Origin of the sequence: Hymenobacter aerophilus DSM 13606, assembly GCF_000382225.1 — a bacterium.
In the GTDB taxonomy this organism is placed as follows: domain Bacteria; phylum Bacteroidota; class Bacteroidia; order Cytophagales; family Hymenobacteraceae; genus Hymenobacter; species Hymenobacter aerophilus.
In genome coordinates this window covers 1-15,699 of sequence record NZ_KB907845.1, presented here as the reverse complement: position 1 = coordinate 15,699, position 15,699 = coordinate 1, and the positions used below count along the sequence as shown (strand labels likewise).

Sequence of the window (15,699 nt, the reverse complement as noted above, 5' to 3'; positions counted from 1 at the left end):
CAGAACGCGCTGGCCGAACGGGTCAACGGCATCCTCAAAGACGAGTTCCTCTTCGTGCTGCCCGACGAGCTGGCCCAGGCCCGTTTGCTCGTCGACCAAGCCGTGCACCTCTACAACGAAGAGCGCCCCCACCTGGCCCTGAACTATTTAACGCCAAACCAAGTCCATCAGCAAGGAAAAAGCCCCGCCGGAAAATCCGAGCGGGGCCCTTGCCTTATTTCTGTCAACAAATAGCCGGACGAGACATTGTAGCAAATTGAGTAACGCCAACTTACTGCAGGTCGCTTACCTGCTTGAAGCAGGGTTCTATCAGCTCTGCATCAGATACCCCTTGATGTACTCCTCCAGGTCGCCATCCAGCACGTTCTGCACGTCGGTGCGCTCGATGCCGGTGCGCAGGTCTTTGATGAGCTTGTAGGGGTGCAGCACATAGTTGCGGATCTGGGAGCCGAAGTCGATGCGCTTTTTGCCGGCTTCCACTACGTCGCGGGCCGCGTTGCGCTTGTCCATTTCGATCTGGTAGAGGCGCGATTTGAGCATGCGCAGGGCGTGCTCCTTGTTCATGAGCTGGCTCCGCTCAATTTGTACGGCGATGATGATGCCGGACGGGGCGTGGGTGAGGCGTACGGCGGTTTCCACCTTGTTCACGTTCTGACCACCGGCGCCGCCGGCCCGGAAGGTGTCCCAGCTGATGTCGGCCGGGTTGATTTCGATGTTGATGGTATCGTCAATCACCGGATAGGCGAACACCGAGGCGAACGAGGTGTGGCGGCGGCCGCTGCTGTCGAAGGGCGACATGCGCACCAGCCGGTGCACCCCAATTTCGCTTTTCAGATAGCCGTAGGCAAACTGGCCGTCGATTTCGAGGGAGGCTGACTTGATGCCGGCCCCTTCGCCGGGCTGGTAGCTGAGCTGCCGGACCGTGAAGCCCTGCTTCTCGCCCCACATGATGTACATGCGCATGAGCATTTCGGCCCAATCCTGGCTTTCGGTGCCACCGGCGCCGGGGTTGATGTCGATGACGGCCGACAGCTGGTCTTCTTCGTCGGAGAGCATGCGCTTGAACTCCAGGCGCTCCACCGACTGCTCGGCGGCGGCAAATTCGCGCTGCATTTCGGCTTCCGGCACGTCGCCTTCGCGGTGGAACTCGTAGAGCACCTCTACGTCATCGACCTGCTTCTCAACAGCTTCGTAGTCATCGGTCCAGACCTTGATGCCCTTGAGCTCGCGCATAGTGGCTTCGGCCTGCTTGGAGTCGTCCCAAAAGCCGGGAGCCGTGGTCTGGGCCTCGATTTCGTTTACTTGTTCTTTGCGGGCATCGTAGTCAAAGATACCTCCTCAGGGCCTCAGCGCGGCCCTTCAATTCCTTCACCTGGTCGTGGGTCATAGGAAAAAAAGCAAGGCTTTTTTTGGCTGTTAGCTGAAAGCTATTAGCTGTTAGCCTGCATAAGTGAATGATTAATTTACAGTTTTTTATGAACGAAGCTCGGCATATTCCAGCCGTTTCCGTTCTTTTAGCTAACAGCTCAAAATCAAACCCGCACCATCCAATTGTGGGGGTCGGGCGCTTCGCCGCTGCGGATGGCGGCCAGGGCGGCGGCGGCACGGCGCGAGAAGGCGTCGGCCGGGGGCGTGGGTAGCTCGTAGTCTTCGCCCTGGTAGCCGATAACGGCGATGGAGGCAATGGTAGCGGCCGTGCCGACGCCAAAGGCCTCCTGCAGCGTGCCGTTGCGCTGGGCTTCCAGGATTTCGAGGGCCGATACTTTGCGCTCCTCCACGGGCATGCCCCAGTCGCGGGCCAGCTGCAGCACGCTACGGCGGGTGATGCCGTCGAGGATGGAGCTGCTCAGAGCAGGCGTAACCAAGCGGCCGTCGATGATGAAAATGGCGTTCATCGTGCCCGATTCCTCCACATACTTGTGCTCCGAAGCATCGGTCCAGATAAGCTGATTGTAGCCTTCCTGCTGGCCCAGCTTGGTAGGGTACATGGCGGCGCCGTAGTTGCCGGCGTTTTTGGCCGCGCCCGCGCCACCTTCGGCCGAGCGCACGTACGTTTCCTCGAAGCGCACGCGCAGCGGCTTGGCGTAGTACAGGCCCACCGGGCTGGTAATCACCATGAAGCGATACGATTCGGAGGGGCGCACGCCCAGCATGGCGTCGGTGGCGAACATGAAGGGGCGGATGTAGAGGGCGCTGCCGGCATCGGTAGGTACCCAGCCGCTGTCGAGGCGGATGAGCTGTAGCAGGCCCTGCATGAACACTTCCTCGGGTAGCTCGGGCATGCACATGCGGCGGGCCGAGGCGTTGAAGCGGTGGAAGTTGTCGAGCGGGCGGAACAGGGCCACTTCGCCATCGTGGTTTTTGTAGGCCTTCATGCCCTCAAAGATCGACTGGCCGTAGTGAATGGCCGAGTTGGCCGGGCTTATGTTCATGTCGCCATAGGGCACGATGTGCGGCTGCTGCCACTGCCCGTCGCGATAATCGACTACCAGCATGTGGTCGGCGAAGGTTTTGCCGAATTCAAGCTGGGCGAAGTTGATGCCGGGTAGACGCGGGGCGCTGGTGCGCTGCGTCGTGATGGTAAGGGTATCGAGCATGGGGTGGGATGGATGGGTAGGAGTAGGGGAAACGGGTCGGCTGGAACGCGGGCTACAATGAAGATGGCCGGGCGCGATTATAGGCTGAAAGCCTGCTAACCCGCCGAAAAGGAGGGCCGGTTAAGTTAAAGATGCACTTTTTCGGCGGAAGCTGCCTAACAGGCGTTAGGAGGCCGCACTACATGCGCGGCTCCCACTTCACTTCCTCGGCGCCCAGCTCGTGGGCCATCTGGCGGCTGAGCACGAATAGGTAATCGGACAGGCGGTTAAGATACATCACCACCAGATCGGCCACGAACTCGTCTTCGGCCAGCTGAATGACCAGCCGCTCGGCCCGGCGGCACACGCAGCGCGCGAGGTGGGCAAACGACACCGACTGATGGCCTCCGGGCAGCACAAACACCCGCAACTCGGGCAGGTCGGCGTTCATGCGGTCCATTTCCTGCTCCAGCAGCGTTACGTCTTCGGCGTGCAGGTCCGGGATTTTCATCTTCGACTTCTCGGGGTCGGAGGCCAGCGAGGCACCTACCGTGAACAGGCGGTCCTGGATTTCCTTGAGCAGCGGCCGGCGGGCCTCATTTACGGGCTGGTCGCGCACGAGGCCGATGTAGGAATTCAACTCATCCACGGTGCCGTAGCACTCGATGCGCAGACTGGATTTGGGCACCCGCGTGCCGCCGATAAGCGAAGTCAGGCCTTTGTCGCCGGTTTTGGTATAGATTTTCATGAGTGAAGTGAATTTTCTGTCATTGCGAGCAACGCGAAGCAATCCGCAGGACAAAAGGCGAAGTCCAACGAAGCCCAAAATCTGGCATGTGCATGTGAAAGGGCTTTGAGCGTACCAAAGTTTAAAACGTTGCTCTCACAGATTGCTTCGTCGTGCCTCCTCGCAATGACAGAAGGCTCACCCCTTCGCCAGCTGGCCGGTCATTACGTTGTGGTTTACTTCGTCGGTTTCCACGAGGCCGTCGCGCAGGCGCACAATGCGGTGGGCGTGCATGGCAATGTCCTCTTCGTGGGTTACCATGATGATGGTGTTGCCGCGGGCGTACAGGGCCTCGAACAACTCCATGATTTCGTGGCTGGTGCGGGTGTCGAGGGCGCCGGTGGGTTCGTCGGCCAGGATGATGCTGGGGTTGTTGACCAAGGCGCGGGCAATGGCCACGCGCTGGCGCTGGCCGCCAGACAGCTCGTTGGGCTTGTGCAGGGCGCGCTCGGCCAGCCCCACGCTGCGCAGCGCCTCGCGGGCCATTTCGTGCCGCTCGCTTTTGCCATAGCCGGCATAAATCAGGGGCAGGGCCACATTGTCGAGGGAAGTGGCGCGGGGCAGCAGGTTGAAGCTCTGGAACACGAAGCCGATTTCGCGGTTGCGCACGTCGGCCAGCTGGTTGTCGCTCATGTTGCTCACGTCGTGGCCGTTGAGCACGTAGCTGCCGCCCGAGGGCGTGTCGAGGCAGCCGATGATGTTCATGAGCGTAGATTTGCCCGAGCCCGACGGCCCCATGAAGGCCACGTATTCGCCCCGCTCAATGGTGATGGACACCGATTGCAGGGCGTGGATTTCCTCGGCGCCCATGCGGTACACCTTGGAAATATCGTCGGTCTGGATAACGGGAGGCTGCATACAGCGAGGGGCTACAGGTTAGTTCCAGGAGGCCTTCCGGGCCGCCAGGGCCGCGTCGTACTCCTTGCGAAAGGTACCATAATCTGCCGCCGAAAGCAATGTGCCGAGGCGGTAGAGCGGGGCCTGGGCGTACTCCGTCAGGCCCACCGGCACGGCGGCCAGCACGTAGGCCTTCAGCAGCGGCACCGATTCGGGGTTGTACTCGACGCCGCGCAACAGCACGTTGTAGGCGGTCGGGAAGTCGCCCCGGCGGGTGTGGAACGCGGCGGCAGCCACCAGCCCGTTCTCGACGAACGGCGCCTGCTGCACCAGTTGGGCATAGAAGCGGCCGGCCTCGGCGGGCTGCTTGGCGGCCTCAGCCAGCACCGCCCGGAAATACAGCCGCTGGTAGACATCAAAGCCAGTAAACCTGCCTTGCTCCACCAACTCCCGAAGCTGGGGCCACTGCCGGCCGCGCACGTACAGCTCGCCCCGTAGCACGTTCCAGGCCGAAGCGCCTGGCGCCGTTACAGGTGGCGCGGCACTATTGAGTGTGGCGCGCACGGCATCAAGCTGACCCGCATCGAGGGCGCGTGGCAGCTGCGCCAACAGGGCCGTGGATTGCAGCGCCGGCGTTGTAACGGAAGTGGCGGCCGGCAGCAGTTGGTCAGCCGGCAGCTCGTCGCCGCGCAACACCAGATACTGGGTTTTCACCGAGTCGGGGACCTGGGCGTAGGTGATGCGCAGGTCGGGCTGCAGGGCCGCAAGCAACAGCCGCGAAGCTGCGCCGGCGGGCACCTGGGCCGCCACCTGCCGCGCCGAATCGGGCTGGCCGCTCAGGGCCAGCGCGTAGGCCTGGGGCAATGCGGCCGTGGCGGCGCCGTTCTCGCGGGCTTCTTGGAGGCGGCCGGCAGCCGGAGCGGGCAGGCCCTGGTCGAGCAGCCACAGGCCCTGCAGTTGCTGGTAATAGGCGGCGCCCGAGCCCGAGCCGGTGGCCAGCGGCAACAGCGCCTGCTGGGCCGCCACGGGCCGGCCGCCGTAGTGCAGCGTAAAGGCCCGCAGCAGCGTCAGCTGGTCGAGGTAGGGGGCGTTGGCGGGGTTGGCGACCAGGGCTGGCAGCAGCGCCAGCAGCGTGGTGTCTTGGCGGGCGGCGCGGCTGAGCGCGTTCTGGTAAAGCCGGGCAAAGCGGGCGTCATCGAGGCTGCGGGTGGTATCGGGCAGCAGGGCAGCGGAACCGGTGGCCGCGCGGCCGCTGAGCTGGGCCAGCAGCAGGGCGTTGGCCTGGAAAGCGGGGTTGTCAGCATGGGCCTCTTTGGCCAGCGCGGCGGCGCCGGTCCAGTCCTGCTGGCGGATGCGGTAGGCCAGCTCGTTGGCGGCCAGCACAGGGCTGTTCGGCTCGGCGGCCAGGGCGCGGGCGCGGTAGTGGGCCACCGAATCGGCGAGGGTGGAGCGGGAGTAAAGCTGAGCCAGGTCGGCGTTGAGGGGGGCATTGGCCGGATTCGCCTTCAATCCTTCCTGCAGCACGGCGAGACGGTCGAAAAAGTCTTTCGGCTCGTTGTAGAGGGCCGCCAGGCGCAACGAGATGCGGGGCGAAGGCCGCCGGTCCAGGGCCCGGCGCAGGATGTTGATTTCGTTCTGGCGCTGCAGACGGAAGCGGTAGAGGGCCGCCCGGCCCAGGCTGGCCTTGTGGTTGTGCAGGTCGAGCACGTCGCTTTCGGCGTAGTAGCGCTCGGCCAATAGCGCCCGCGAAAGGTCGTCGGGCGTCATTTCGCTTTCCAGCCGGGCCAGATCACCCAGATTATTATAGGCGCCGGCCTGGACCTGGTCGAGCACGAAGAAGTTGTTGCGCAAACTCACGCCCACCACGGCCACAATGCCCAGCGCGTACATGGCATAAAACGGAAACCGCCGCGGCTGAAACACAACGCGGTACACGGCCTTCTTCTGGCGTAGCAGCGGCCCGAAATTCAGCAGCACGTACAGCAGAAAAGCCCCGCCCAGGCAAAGCAGCGCCAGGGCCGTGAAGTCGCGGCCGGCCTGCAGCAGCGGGTCGTTGGCGGTGGCCAGGGCGTAGCCCAGCGTGCCGGCGGCCAGCAGCGCCAGCACCAGCAGCAGCGTGGCGGCCGCGCCCGGCGGCACCCCCTCGGGCAGGCTGGCGGCCCGGCGGTTCTGGCCCAGCCAGGCAATTACCACGGCCGGCAGCAGCAGCAGGTAGGGGTCGAGGTAGAGGCCGGGCAGCACCAGCAGCTCGCTCTGGTTGAGGTAGTAGAGCAGCAGGGCGCCCAGGTACAGCAGGCTGGCCAGCAGCAGCGGCCACAGCCCGTAGCGGCCGGCGGGCGTATCGGCCTGGGTGTTGAGCCAGAGCAGGCCGTGCACGTTCTCGAAGGCCACCCACAGCACCAACAGCGCAAACGCCACCGCCCCGGCCGTGGTAAAGTAGGCGCTTAAGTGCAGGGCCGTGTAGTCGGCCGGGTTGGGGTTGCGCAGAAACAGCAGCAGCCCCAGGCCCGTCACCAAGGCGGCAAACGTGCCCAGCCGCACCGGAAACGGCACTTCGGGCCGAAAGGCGTGGAAGTAGTAAGCCGGCCCCACCAGCAAAGCCAGGCTCAGGAGCAGAAAATACTGCTTGCCGATGACGAATACATCCAGCAGGTCGGCATTGAGCGACATCAGCAGGAAAATTACCAAGGCCATGCCGGCCACAAAGTACAGCCGGCTCAGCGGGGTGACGGCCGCCAGAAAGTAAGCCAGCGCCACGCCCAGCAGCGCCACCAGCCCCAACGCCGCATCGGGCCGCAGAAACGGGCCGGCCACGTCGTAGGTCTGCGTGACGAGGTAGCCGTTGGCCTGCACCGGCAGCCGGGCCAGTCCCACGGCCACCTCGGCCACGGTAGTGGGCACAGGTGTCAGCTGGGTTACGGGCCGCAGGGGCAGCACCGCTTCGGGGCCCGTAAAGTAGTGCCAGCCGGCCAGCCCCACGGCCAGCGCGGCGCACAACGCCAGCAGCAGCAGCGGCCAGGGCCAGCGGCGGGTGGTAGGGGAGGCAGGAGAAACGGGCGAAGTCAAGCGGGGCGGGGGAGTGAATGAAGTTTTGAAGCGTCATGCAGAGCGAAGCGAAGCATCTCGCGTGCTGACGTTGCGGTTACGTTGGCAACGTCAGCACGCGAGATGCTTCGCTTCGCTCTGCATGACGTTTTTTCAGCTAACAGCTAACAGCTAACAGCGGCACTTACTCCAGTACCTTGGGCACCCGGAAGTAGTCGGAGTCCTTGCGCGGGGCGTTGCTCAGGCCGGCCGCGTGGCTGACGGTGTTGTGAGCCTCATCGGGGCGTAGCACGTTGACTTCCTGGCTCAGATGCACCAGCGGCTCCACGTCGGTGGTGTCGAGCTGGCGGAGCTGGTCCACCCAGTCGAGGATTTTGTTCAGGTCGCCGAGCACCTGCTGCTCGTGGGCGGGGTCGAATTCGAGGCGGGCCAGATGGGCCAGGCCGCGCAGGGTAGCCAGGTCGGTACTCACGGGTTCAGCGAAAATTCAAGAGTGAAGAAAAGCGGCGTTGCCGGGCTGCAAGATACAGCCTGCGGGCCGGTTGTGCGATTGGGCCTGCCTTACCCGGCCGGCTCGCGCTGGCGCACGGGCGCGCTGGTTTCGGGCGCTGCCGGGGCCGGCGCCGGCCGCCGCCAGGAACCGGGGCCCGGCACGCCCCCGGCCTCGGGCCGCAGGCCGCTGGCAATAATATCGTACACGCGCTGCTGCAGGGCGGGCGCGTCGGCGGCAGTCAGGCCGGTTGTGCTGATGGGGGCGTGCACGATGATGGCCAGCCGGGCCCAGCGCACCCGCAGCCCGCCCACATCGGGCAGGAAATGGTGGTTGAGCGGCATCGTGATGGGCACAATGGGCACGCCGGCAGCAATGGCAAGCTGGAAAGCGCCCTCCTTGAAGGGCTCCAGCTGCTGGCCGGGCTGGCTGGAAATCTGCCCTTCGGGGAAGATGATAACCGAGCGGCCGGCCGCCAGCTCCTGGCGCGCCCGCACCATCGAGCGGCCCCGGCTCACGGCGCTGTTGCGGTCGACGGTGATGTAGGTGCGGCCGAAAATGGGGCCCCAGAGCGGAATTTTGGCCAGCGAGCTTTTGCCCAGCACGTTCGGCCCGCCCGGCAGGGTGCGAAACAGCAGCGGAATATCAATCAGCGAGCTGTGGTTGGCTAGGTACAGGCAGGGCTGGCCCGGCGGCACCGTTTCGGCGGCCCGTACGGTTTCGACCGGCACGCCCCACATGGCGATAAAAAAGTGCGACCAGGCTTTGTTGAGCCGGCGCAGATACGGCTGGCCGGCCGGCCGGCGGCTCAGGGCCCATTGCAGCGGATAGGTGACCAGAAACGGGGCCGCAAACCAGAACGTGGCCCAGGTAGTGTAGAGGCGCTGGCCGATATAACGAAGCAGATGCGTCATGCCACAAAAATAAAGGTGGTAGCTGGATAACGGATGAACGCCGCGCCGCCCGCAGCATGGCAACTCTGGCCGGCAGCCGTCCTACACGCCCAGCAGGCGGCCCGCTTTCAGCAGCCCGGCCACGCTCACGGCGTCGGTGATGCGGCCGTCCATCACCAATTGCACGGCCTCGGCCAGCGGCAGCTTCCAGAGGCGCAGGTCCTCGGTTTCTTCGGGCTCGGTGTCGCCCTGTTCCAGCTCCTGGGCCAGAAACACGAAGCCTTCCTCGTCGGTCACCGAGTTGGAAGTGTGCAGGCGCATGATGTTGGTCCAGCGGCGGGCAAGCAGGCCGGTTTCCTCGCGCAGCTCGCGCTGGGCCGATTCGAGCACGTCGAGCTCTACCGGGCCGCCGCCCATCGGGATTTCCCAGCTGTACTCGCTCAGCGGGTAGCGGTACTGGCCCACCAGCCAGGTGTTGCCCTCGGCATCGACGGGCACAATGCCCAGGGCCTTGTTTTTCATCGTGACCACGCCGTAGATGCCGGGCGTACCGGCGGGCGTCAGCACCTGGTCTTCGCGCACCCGAATCCAGGGGTTCTGGTACTTTATTTCGGAGGCCTGCACCTGCCAGGGGTTGTGGGTTTCGTCGAAAGCGGGGGCGGCGTCGGCCATAAATTGCAGAGTAAGCGGCGGGCGGGAAAAGCCAAAGGTACGGCCGCCCCAAATGATGAGGCCGTTGCCGCGCAATTCTCTCGCCGGGCAAAACCGGCCATTGAGCGGGTGAAACTTTCCATTCGGCCAAAAAATCCACTTGCCCCGTGGGCATCGTATACTTTTGACCTACTAATTATTCAGCGCTGGTAAGGTTTATGGAAAGGAAGGCTCTTACCGCGTAGTATTGGCACCCTGGCAGCAATTAGTAGGGTGGATGAATTTAACAGCTGTCAGCCAATATGACCGAAAAGGCCGCTACCCAGGGTAGCGGCTTTTTTTATTGCCCTGTTTTTTCGCTGAGCGCCCACGCGTTGTAGGCCGGCCGGAGCTGCGCAGGGCCTTCGTGGCCAACCCCGCGCCAAACCGGCGCGTATCCTACTACTGCCGGCCGTTCACATTCCGCCCGGCCCCTTATTCTTATGGCCAACCAACCCAACAAGCAGCCCGATAATCAGCCCTCCGATAAGCAACTCAAGGAAGGCGACCCGCTCTTCAACCTCAAGCATGCCGAAGCTGAAGCGGCGCTGGCCGAGAAAAACGGCGGCCTCGGGCCCACCACCAATGTGTACATGACCGATCTGGAAGAGTCCAACATCGACAACGGCCCCCGCGACAGCCAGGGCACCCGCCGCGGCGAGCAGGACCCCAGCCGCGAAGGCTCCAACGCCGGCTCGCACCAATAATTTATAGAGCTTAGATTACAGAGCTTAGAACTTACTGTTCCGCTCAACAGACACAGGACCTTATCCCGCTACACGGCCGCTTGGCTAGTATAGCGGGATAAGGTCCTTTTCTTTGCAAAGGCAGATCCAGCACCAGTTTCCATACCCTCGCTTCTAAGCCCTAAAACCTAAGCCCTGACAACATGCTCCTTGTTTCCTTTACCGGCGAGCCGCTCGAAGCCGGGCTTGACGAAGCCGGCCGGGGCTGCCTGGCCGGGCCGGTGTTTGCGGCGGCCGTAATCCTGCCGCCCGATTTCCGGTCGGAATTCCTCAACGATTCCAAGCAGCTGACGGCCCGGCGGCGCGAGCTGGTGCGTGCCGAAATCTGCCGTGAAGCCGTGGCCTGGTCCGTTGCCGAGGCCTCGGTGGAAGAAATAACGACCCTCAACATCGCCCAGGCCAGCTACCTGGCCATGCACCGCGCCACCGACCAGCTACGGCCCGCGCCCACCCATCTGCTCGTTGATGGCAACCGGTTCCGGCCGCACGCCACGCTGCCCCACACCTGCATTGTAGGCGGCGACGGGCTCTACCGCGCCATTGCGGCGGCCTCGGTGCTGGCCAAAACCTTCCGCGACGACCGGATGCGGGAACTGGCCACCGCTTACCCCGCCTACGGCTGGGAACAGAATGCGGGCTACCCCACCGCCGCGCACCGCGCCGCTATCCGGCAGCACGGCCCCACCGAGCACCACCGCCCGGGGTTCCGGCTGTTGTGATGGGATTGGGGCTGAGGGACTAAGCCGACCGGCTGTCATCCTGAGCTTGCGAAGGACCTATACAGAAGCCAATCAATGTGTATAGCTTCCGTATAGGTCCTTCGCTGCACTCAGGATGACACTTTTAACATAGTCCTTATTTCAGCTTCAGCAAGTCCAGAAACAGGCTGAAGCCATCGACCGTGGTGCCGCCTTCGCCGAAGCTGTCGAAGCTCAGGGGCTTGATGATGTAGCCGCTTACGGCCAGCTGCTGGGCTTTGAGGCGGTCGGTTTCCAGGTCGGAGGTGGTGGTGATGAACACGTTCAGGTCCTGGAACTCGGGGTCGGCGCGCAGGATTTCAAGCAACTCCAGGCCGTTCATGCGGGGCATGTTCAGGTCGAGCATCACCACCTTGGGCCGCGGTATGCGCGCTTGGCCGCCTTCGCCCCGCAGCAGGTCGAGGGCCTCGCGGCCATTGCGGGCCACGTGCAGCGGCACGTTCACGTTGTTTTTGCGCAGCTCGCGCTGCACGTTCATTATATCAAGCTGGTCGTCTTCGACGAGCAGAATGGCGGGTGGCTGGGAGGAGAAGGGCATGGCAGACAGAGCAGATAAGAACAATAATTACTCGGCTATACGGGCGCCGGGCGCCGAAGGGCGGGTTGGCCGGCTGGGCGCCTGCTTGGGCCAGGTGAAAATGAAGCTGGCCCCGGCCCCTTCGGCCGACTCGACGCGAATGGTGCCGCCGCGGCGCTCGATGATCTTCTTGACGATGGCCAGGCCCACGCCGGTGCTCTCCAGCGTGTCGCGTTCGGTCAGGGTCTGGAAGATGATGAAAATCCGGTCGTGGTACTCGGCGGCAATGCCCGGCCCGTCGTCGGTAACCGTGAAGGTGTAGAGCTCGGGCATCTCGACGCAGCCGATGGCGATGTGGCCGTGGGCCGGGTCGTGGTGGTATTTGGCGGCGTTGCTGATGAGGTTGGTAAACACCTGCTCCAGCTGCACCCGGTTGGTATGCAGCGTGGGCAGATAAAACGGTAATTCTACCTCTAAGCCCTCGGGCAAAGCCAGCGAATCAACGATTTCGCGCAGCAGCTGGCGCACGAACACGTCTTCGTCGGCCTGGGGCGTGCGGCCCACCCGGGCCAGGTCGAGGATGCCGGTAATGAGGTGCTCCATGCGCCGCACCCGCGTGCGCATCAGCACCAGAAACTCGCGGATATGCTCGGGCGCATCCTGGCCCAAATCCTCCTCAATCCAGCGCGAAGCCGTTTCGATGCCCCGCAACGGCGCTTTCAGATCGTGCGATACCACGTAGGCAAACTGGTCGAGCTCCTGGTTGCGGCGCTCCAGCATGCGGATGGTGGTGTTGATGGTATCGGTCATGGTATTGAGCGAGGTGGCCAGCTTGGTCAGCTCATCCTGCTCGGTGTCCGGAATGTGGGTTGCGTAGTCGCCGCCGGCAATGCGCTGGGCCTGGCCCACCATGCCGCTGATGCGCCGCGACAACTGCCGCACCAGGTAAGCCGCGTACAGCAGCCCCAGCGCAATAGTGGCCAGCGTAACGCCCACCGACAGAATGCGGGTTTCGCGGATGCTGGCCTGCAGGCGCAGCCGCTGCTGGCGGCGCGTCTGGGCCTCGGCCTGGTCGAACTCGGCAAACAGCTCCCTGATTTTTTCCATCAGGGTCTTGCCCGTCAGGTCGGAGGCCAGGTTGGCGTGCTCCAGGCCCTTGATGCCAATCTGGTCGGGGTTGGTGCGCAAGGCCTCGCGCTTTTCGCTGATGAGCAGGTGCGAGTAGGAATCCCACTGCTCGAACAGGCGCTGGGCCTGCTGCAGCCGGTTGAACTGCTGGCCGGCCACCGGCATTTCGTTGCGCAGGCTGGCAAACCGGCCCAGCAGGTTCCGCTCGCCCTCGTAGTAGGGGGCCAACAGCACCTCGTTGTTGAGCAGCAGGTAGCCCCGGAAGCCGGCTTCCATATCGATGATGTTGCGCAGCAGCGAGGTGGCCTCGTTGGTGATGCGCTGCGAGTTGGCCACCCGCTGCGAGTTGCGCAGCACGGCCCGCGAAAGCTGGTAGTTGAGAAATACCACGGCCGCAAACAGCGCCGAAATAGTCAGAAACCCTGCAAAGAGCTTGGTGGAGAGCCGGAGCTTAAGTTTCATGGGCGGGAGGAGGGGAGCGAGGGCAGGGCAGAGGCAGAGGCGGGCGGCTTATTCGGCCCGCAGGCGGGTTTCCATCGTGTTCAGCAGGGCCACAATCTCGGCGGCCATCTTATTGATTTTGGCCAGCCCGGCAATGGCCGTGTCCGACTGGCCGGCCAGCCGCAGGTCCATCAGGCGGCCGCCTTCGATGTGAATGCGGCGGTGCAGCTGGTCGAGGGCGTGGGTTTCGGGCAGGTGGCCGTACGCGGGCAGCGCGTGCTGGGTTATCCAGTGGCCCATGGCGCACTGCTCGGGGTCGCGGATGGGCCCTTCGGCCGTGTCGCTGCCGTACAGAAAGGAGCGTAGCTTCGACTTGAAAAGCATGTGCCGGATGCGGGCCGCGTCGAATTCTTGTTTCAGGTCGTCACTCATGCAGAAAACGCGGCCGGGCGGGATGCGGAATGCCGACCCGGCAAACCAACCGCCGAAGCCGCGCTGAGCCAAAGATAGGCAACGAGGCCCGGACCAGCCGGCCAATATTGGCTACTTTCGCCCCACCATTGGCCGGGCGCGCATGCTCGCGCCGGCCGGTCCGTTTCACCATCCCACCTTACTTCCATGTCCGACACGCTCAAAACCGTTCCGCTCAACGACGTTCACCAGCAGCTCGGGGCCAAAATGGTGCCCTTCGCCGGCTACAACATGCCCGTGCGCTACTCCTCCGACCTCGACGAGCACCACACCGTGCGCCGGGCCGTGGGCATGTTCGACGTCTCGCACATGGGCGAGTTCCGGGTGCGCGGCCCCCAGGCCCTCGACCTCATCCAGCGCGTATGCAGCAACGACGCCAGCAAGCTCGTGCCCGGCAAGGCCCAGTACAGCTGCCTGCCCAACGAAACCGGCGGCGTTATCGACGATTTGCTGGTGTACATGCTGGCCGACGAGGACTACCTGCTCGTCATCAATGCCTCCAACATCGAGAAGGACTGGAACTGGATCGAGCAGCACAACACTGAGGGCGCCGACCTGCAGAACATTTCGGATGAGATGAGCCTGTTCGCAGTGCAGGGTCCCAAGTCCACCGCCGCCCTGCAGGGCCTCACCGACACCGACCTGAGCGCCATTCCTTACTACTCGTTCGTGCAGGGCACCTTCGCCGGCGCGCCCGATGTCATCATTTCGGCCACCGGCTACACCGGCGCGGGCGGTTTCGAGCTGTACGTGCCCAACCAGTACGCCAAGCAGGTCTGGGATGCCGTGATGGAGGCCGGCCAGCCCCACGGCCTCAAGCCCATCGGCCTGGGCGCCCGCGACACGTTGCGCCTCGAAATGGGCTTCTGCCTCTACGGCAACGACATCACCGACGAAACCTCACCTCTGGAAGCCGGTCTGGGCTGGATTACCAAGTTCACCAAGGAATTCACCAACTCCGAAAACCTGAAGGCCGAAAAGGCCGCCGGCGTAGAGCGCAAGCTGGTCGGCTTCCTGATGGATGGCCCCGGCATCCCGCGCAGCCACTACCCGCTGGTAAACGAGGCCGGCGACGTTATCGGCGAAGTAACCAGCGGCACCCAGTCGCCGAGCCTAGGCAAAGGCGTGGGCCTGGGCTACGTGCAAACCGCCCTGGCCGCCCCCGGCACCCCAATTTTCGTGCAGGTGCGCGGCAAAAACCTGCCCGCCACAGTGGTAAAACCCCCCTTCGTGGCAGGCACGGAAGAGGCGTAGGATTTAAGTATGAATTATGAATTATGAATTATAGCGGTTTCGTGAACGGTTTACCAAACTTCAGGCGGGTGTGGTATGATAGCCGCAGTGGTCAAACCAGCTCCGTGCATCGGCGCTGGTAATCCAGTGTACGGCGTCTTGCAGCGCGTCGGTTAAGGCCTTACGGGTGCGGGCCTGCGCCGTGCGCAACTTGGTTTTGAGTTTGCTCCAGGCCTGCTCCACGGGACTGAAGTCGGGCGAGTAGGGCGGCAGAAACAACAGCTCCACGCCCCGCTCGGCCAGCCACTGTTTTACCCCGCTCAGCTTATGAGCGGACGCATTATCGAGCACCACCACGTCGCCTGCCCGTAAGCCGGGGGCCAGACACTGCGTGATGTACCAAGCGAAGCGCTGCTGATTGAGCGCCCCATCCAGCACTTGCACGGCCTGCAGCCCCCGCACCGACAACGCCCCGATCAGCGTCAGCGCCTTGCCCCGCTGCAGCGGGCTGGCCCCGCCTACCCGTTGCCCGCCCGGAGCCCGGGCATAGCGGCGGCCATAGTCCAAGCGCAGGGCCGTCTCGTCGAGAAAGTGGAAGCGGGCCACGTCGGGGCGGGTGCACACGCTGACTACGTGTGCGGCGCGCGCCGTCCTCACCCGCGGCGTGTCGCGCTCAGTGGCGTGCTGGCTTTTTTTTTGCGGCGCAAGTTGTGCTCCTCCAACACATCCCAGATACAGGTCTGGCACACGGACCGGCCCGAATATGCCTGCCAGGCCTGGTTCAACTCGCTGAGCGTGGCATCGGCGTGCTCCCCCACATAGGCCACGAGCCAGGCTTGATCGTCGGCCGAGAGCAAGCGCTCGACACCGCCACGAGCGGGTTTGGGCTGGAGCGAGCCGGTTTGGTGTTGATGAGCGAGCAACTTAGTAATAAACGAGTAACTCACGCCGAAGCGGTCAGCTACCTGTTGGCGGGTCGTGTGAGGCTCCGCGCTGGCGGCGGCCACGCGGGTGCGCAAATCGAGCGAGTAGGGTTTCATCACTGGTCAACCATAACAGATGGTAAACCGTTTACGAAACCGCTATA

General features: G+C 63.8%; 17 protein-coding genes. 4 read left to right on the top strand and 13 right to left on the bottom strand.

Annotation, left to right across the window (positions count from 1 at the left end; translation table 11 throughout):
- On the top strand, positions 1–234 hold a 234-nt coding region (locus H145_RS0118825), incomplete at its 5' end, for an integrase core domain-containing protein (protein ID WP_019949707.1).
- A 75-nt stretch (positions 235–309) separates the two neighbouring features.
- Here H145_RS0118825 and prfB read toward each other — a convergent pair.
- The 8 genes from prfB to H145_RS0118785 form a co-directional block, all read right to left on the bottom strand.
- A protein-coding gene (gene prfB, locus H145_RS0118820; RefSeq protein ID WP_157541821.1) for a peptide chain release factor 2 occupies positions 310–1,387 on the bottom strand; the annotation gives its coding sequence in 2 pieces (ribosomal slippage) (positions 310–1,326 and positions 1,328–1,387; 1,077 coding nt in all).
- A 145-nt stretch (positions 1,388–1,532) separates the two neighbouring features.
- Positions 1,533–2,597 carry a branched-chain amino acid aminotransferase gene (locus H145_RS0118815; RefSeq protein ID WP_019949705.1) on the bottom strand — a complete coding sequence of 355 codons (1,065 nt, stop codon included), beginning with the start codon at positions 2,595–2,597 and terminating at the stop codon, positions 1,533–1,535.
- 178 nt (positions 2,598–2,775) lie between these two features.
- Positions 2,776–3,324, bottom strand: coding sequence for a cob(I)yrinic acid a,c-diamide adenosyltransferase (locus H145_RS0118810; RefSeq protein ID WP_019949704.1), 549 nt, complete (start codon positions 3,322–3,324; stop codon positions 2,776–2,778).
- 177 nt (positions 3,325–3,501) lie between these two features.
- Positions 3,502–4,221 carry an ABC transporter ATP-binding protein gene (locus H145_RS0118805; RefSeq protein ID WP_019949703.1) on the bottom strand — a complete coding sequence of 240 codons (720 nt, stop codon included), beginning with the start codon at positions 4,219–4,221 and terminating at the stop codon, positions 3,502–3,504.
- 18 nt (positions 4,222–4,239) lie between these two features.
- The gene (locus H145_RS24660) at positions 4,240–7,266 is read right to left on the bottom strand and encodes a hypothetical protein (RefSeq protein WP_019949702.1); all 3,027 of its coding nucleotides are present in this window, start codon (positions 7,264–7,266) and stop codon (positions 4,240–4,242) included.
- Between the two features lie 163 nt (positions 7,267–7,429).
- Positions 7,430–7,717, bottom strand: a complete 288-nt coding sequence (gatC, locus tag H145_RS0118795) for an Asp-tRNA(Asn)/Glu-tRNA(Gln) amidotransferase subunit GatC (protein ID WP_019949701.1) — start codon at positions 7,715–7,717, stop codon at positions 7,430–7,432.
- 89 nt (positions 7,718–7,806) lie between these two features.
- Positions 7,807–8,649 (bottom strand): lysophospholipid acyltransferase family protein, encoded by an 843-nt coding sequence (locus tag H145_RS22135; protein WP_019949700.1) that lies wholly within the window; start codon positions 8,647–8,649, stop codon positions 7,807–7,809.
- Positions 8,650–8,730: 81 nt separating this feature from the next.
- Positions 8,731–9,300, bottom strand: a complete 570-nt coding sequence (locus H145_RS0118785; protein WP_026351627.1) for an NUDIX domain-containing protein — start codon at positions 9,298–9,300, stop codon at positions 8,731–8,733.
- Positions 9,301–9,761: 461 nt separating this feature from the next.
- Between H145_RS0118785 and H145_RS0118780 the strand changes: the two genes are divergently transcribed.
- A complete protein-coding gene (locus H145_RS0118780) occupies positions 9,762–10,025 on the top strand; it encodes a hypothetical protein (protein ID WP_019949698.1) in 264 nt (87 codons plus the stop codon).
- Between the two features lie 182 nt (positions 10,026–10,207).
- Complete coding sequence (locus H145_RS0118775; protein WP_019949697.1) at positions 10,208–10,783, top strand: ribonuclease HII; 576 nt, start codon at positions 10,208–10,210, stop codon at positions 10,781–10,783.
- Between the two features lie 136 nt (positions 10,784–10,919).
- Here the strand turns inward: H145_RS0118775 and H145_RS0118770 are convergent, their stop codons facing one another.
- Genes H145_RS0118770 through H145_RS0118760 form a run of 3 tightly spaced genes read right to left on the bottom strand, consistent with a single transcriptional unit; the run spans position 10,920 to position 13,340 of the window.
- Positions 10,920–11,360, bottom strand: a complete 441-nt coding sequence (locus H145_RS0118770) for a response regulator (RefSeq protein ID WP_019949696.1) — start codon at positions 11,358–11,360, stop codon at positions 10,920–10,922.
- A gap of 27 nt (positions 11,361–11,387) precedes the next feature.
- Positions 11,388–12,929, bottom strand: coding sequence for a sensor histidine kinase (locus tag H145_RS22130; protein ID WP_019949695.1), 1,542 nt, complete (start codon positions 12,927–12,929; stop codon positions 11,388–11,390).
- 48 nt (positions 12,930–12,977) lie between these two features.
- Entirely contained in the window at positions 12,978–13,340 is a 363-nt protein-coding gene (locus H145_RS0118760) for a CZB domain-containing protein (RefSeq protein WP_019949694.1), read from the bottom strand.
- Between the two features lie 186 nt (positions 13,341–13,526).
- Here H145_RS0118760 and gcvT point away from each other — a divergent pair, with 186 nt between their 5' ends.
- Positions 13,527–14,633: a glycine cleavage system aminomethyltransferase GcvT gene (gene gcvT / locus H145_RS0118755; protein WP_019949693.1), complete on the top strand. Its 1,107-nt coding sequence runs from the start codon at positions 13,527–13,529 to the stop codon at positions 14,631–14,633.
- A gap of 60 nt (positions 14,634–14,693) precedes the next feature.
- Here the strand turns inward: gcvT and H145_RS0118750 are convergent, their stop codons facing one another.
- Positions 14,694–15,269: an IS630 family transposase gene (locus H145_RS0118750; RefSeq protein WP_240471662.1), complete on the bottom strand. Its 576-nt coding sequence runs from the start codon at positions 15,267–15,269 to the stop codon at positions 14,694–14,696.
- Entirely contained in the window at positions 15,266–15,652 is a 387-nt protein-coding gene (locus tag H145_RS24555) for a hypothetical protein (RefSeq protein ID WP_019947012.1), read from the bottom strand. Before H145_RS24555 ends, H145_RS0118750 begins: the two co-directional genes overlap by 4 nt.
- Positions 15,653–15,699 lie beyond the last annotated feature (47 nt).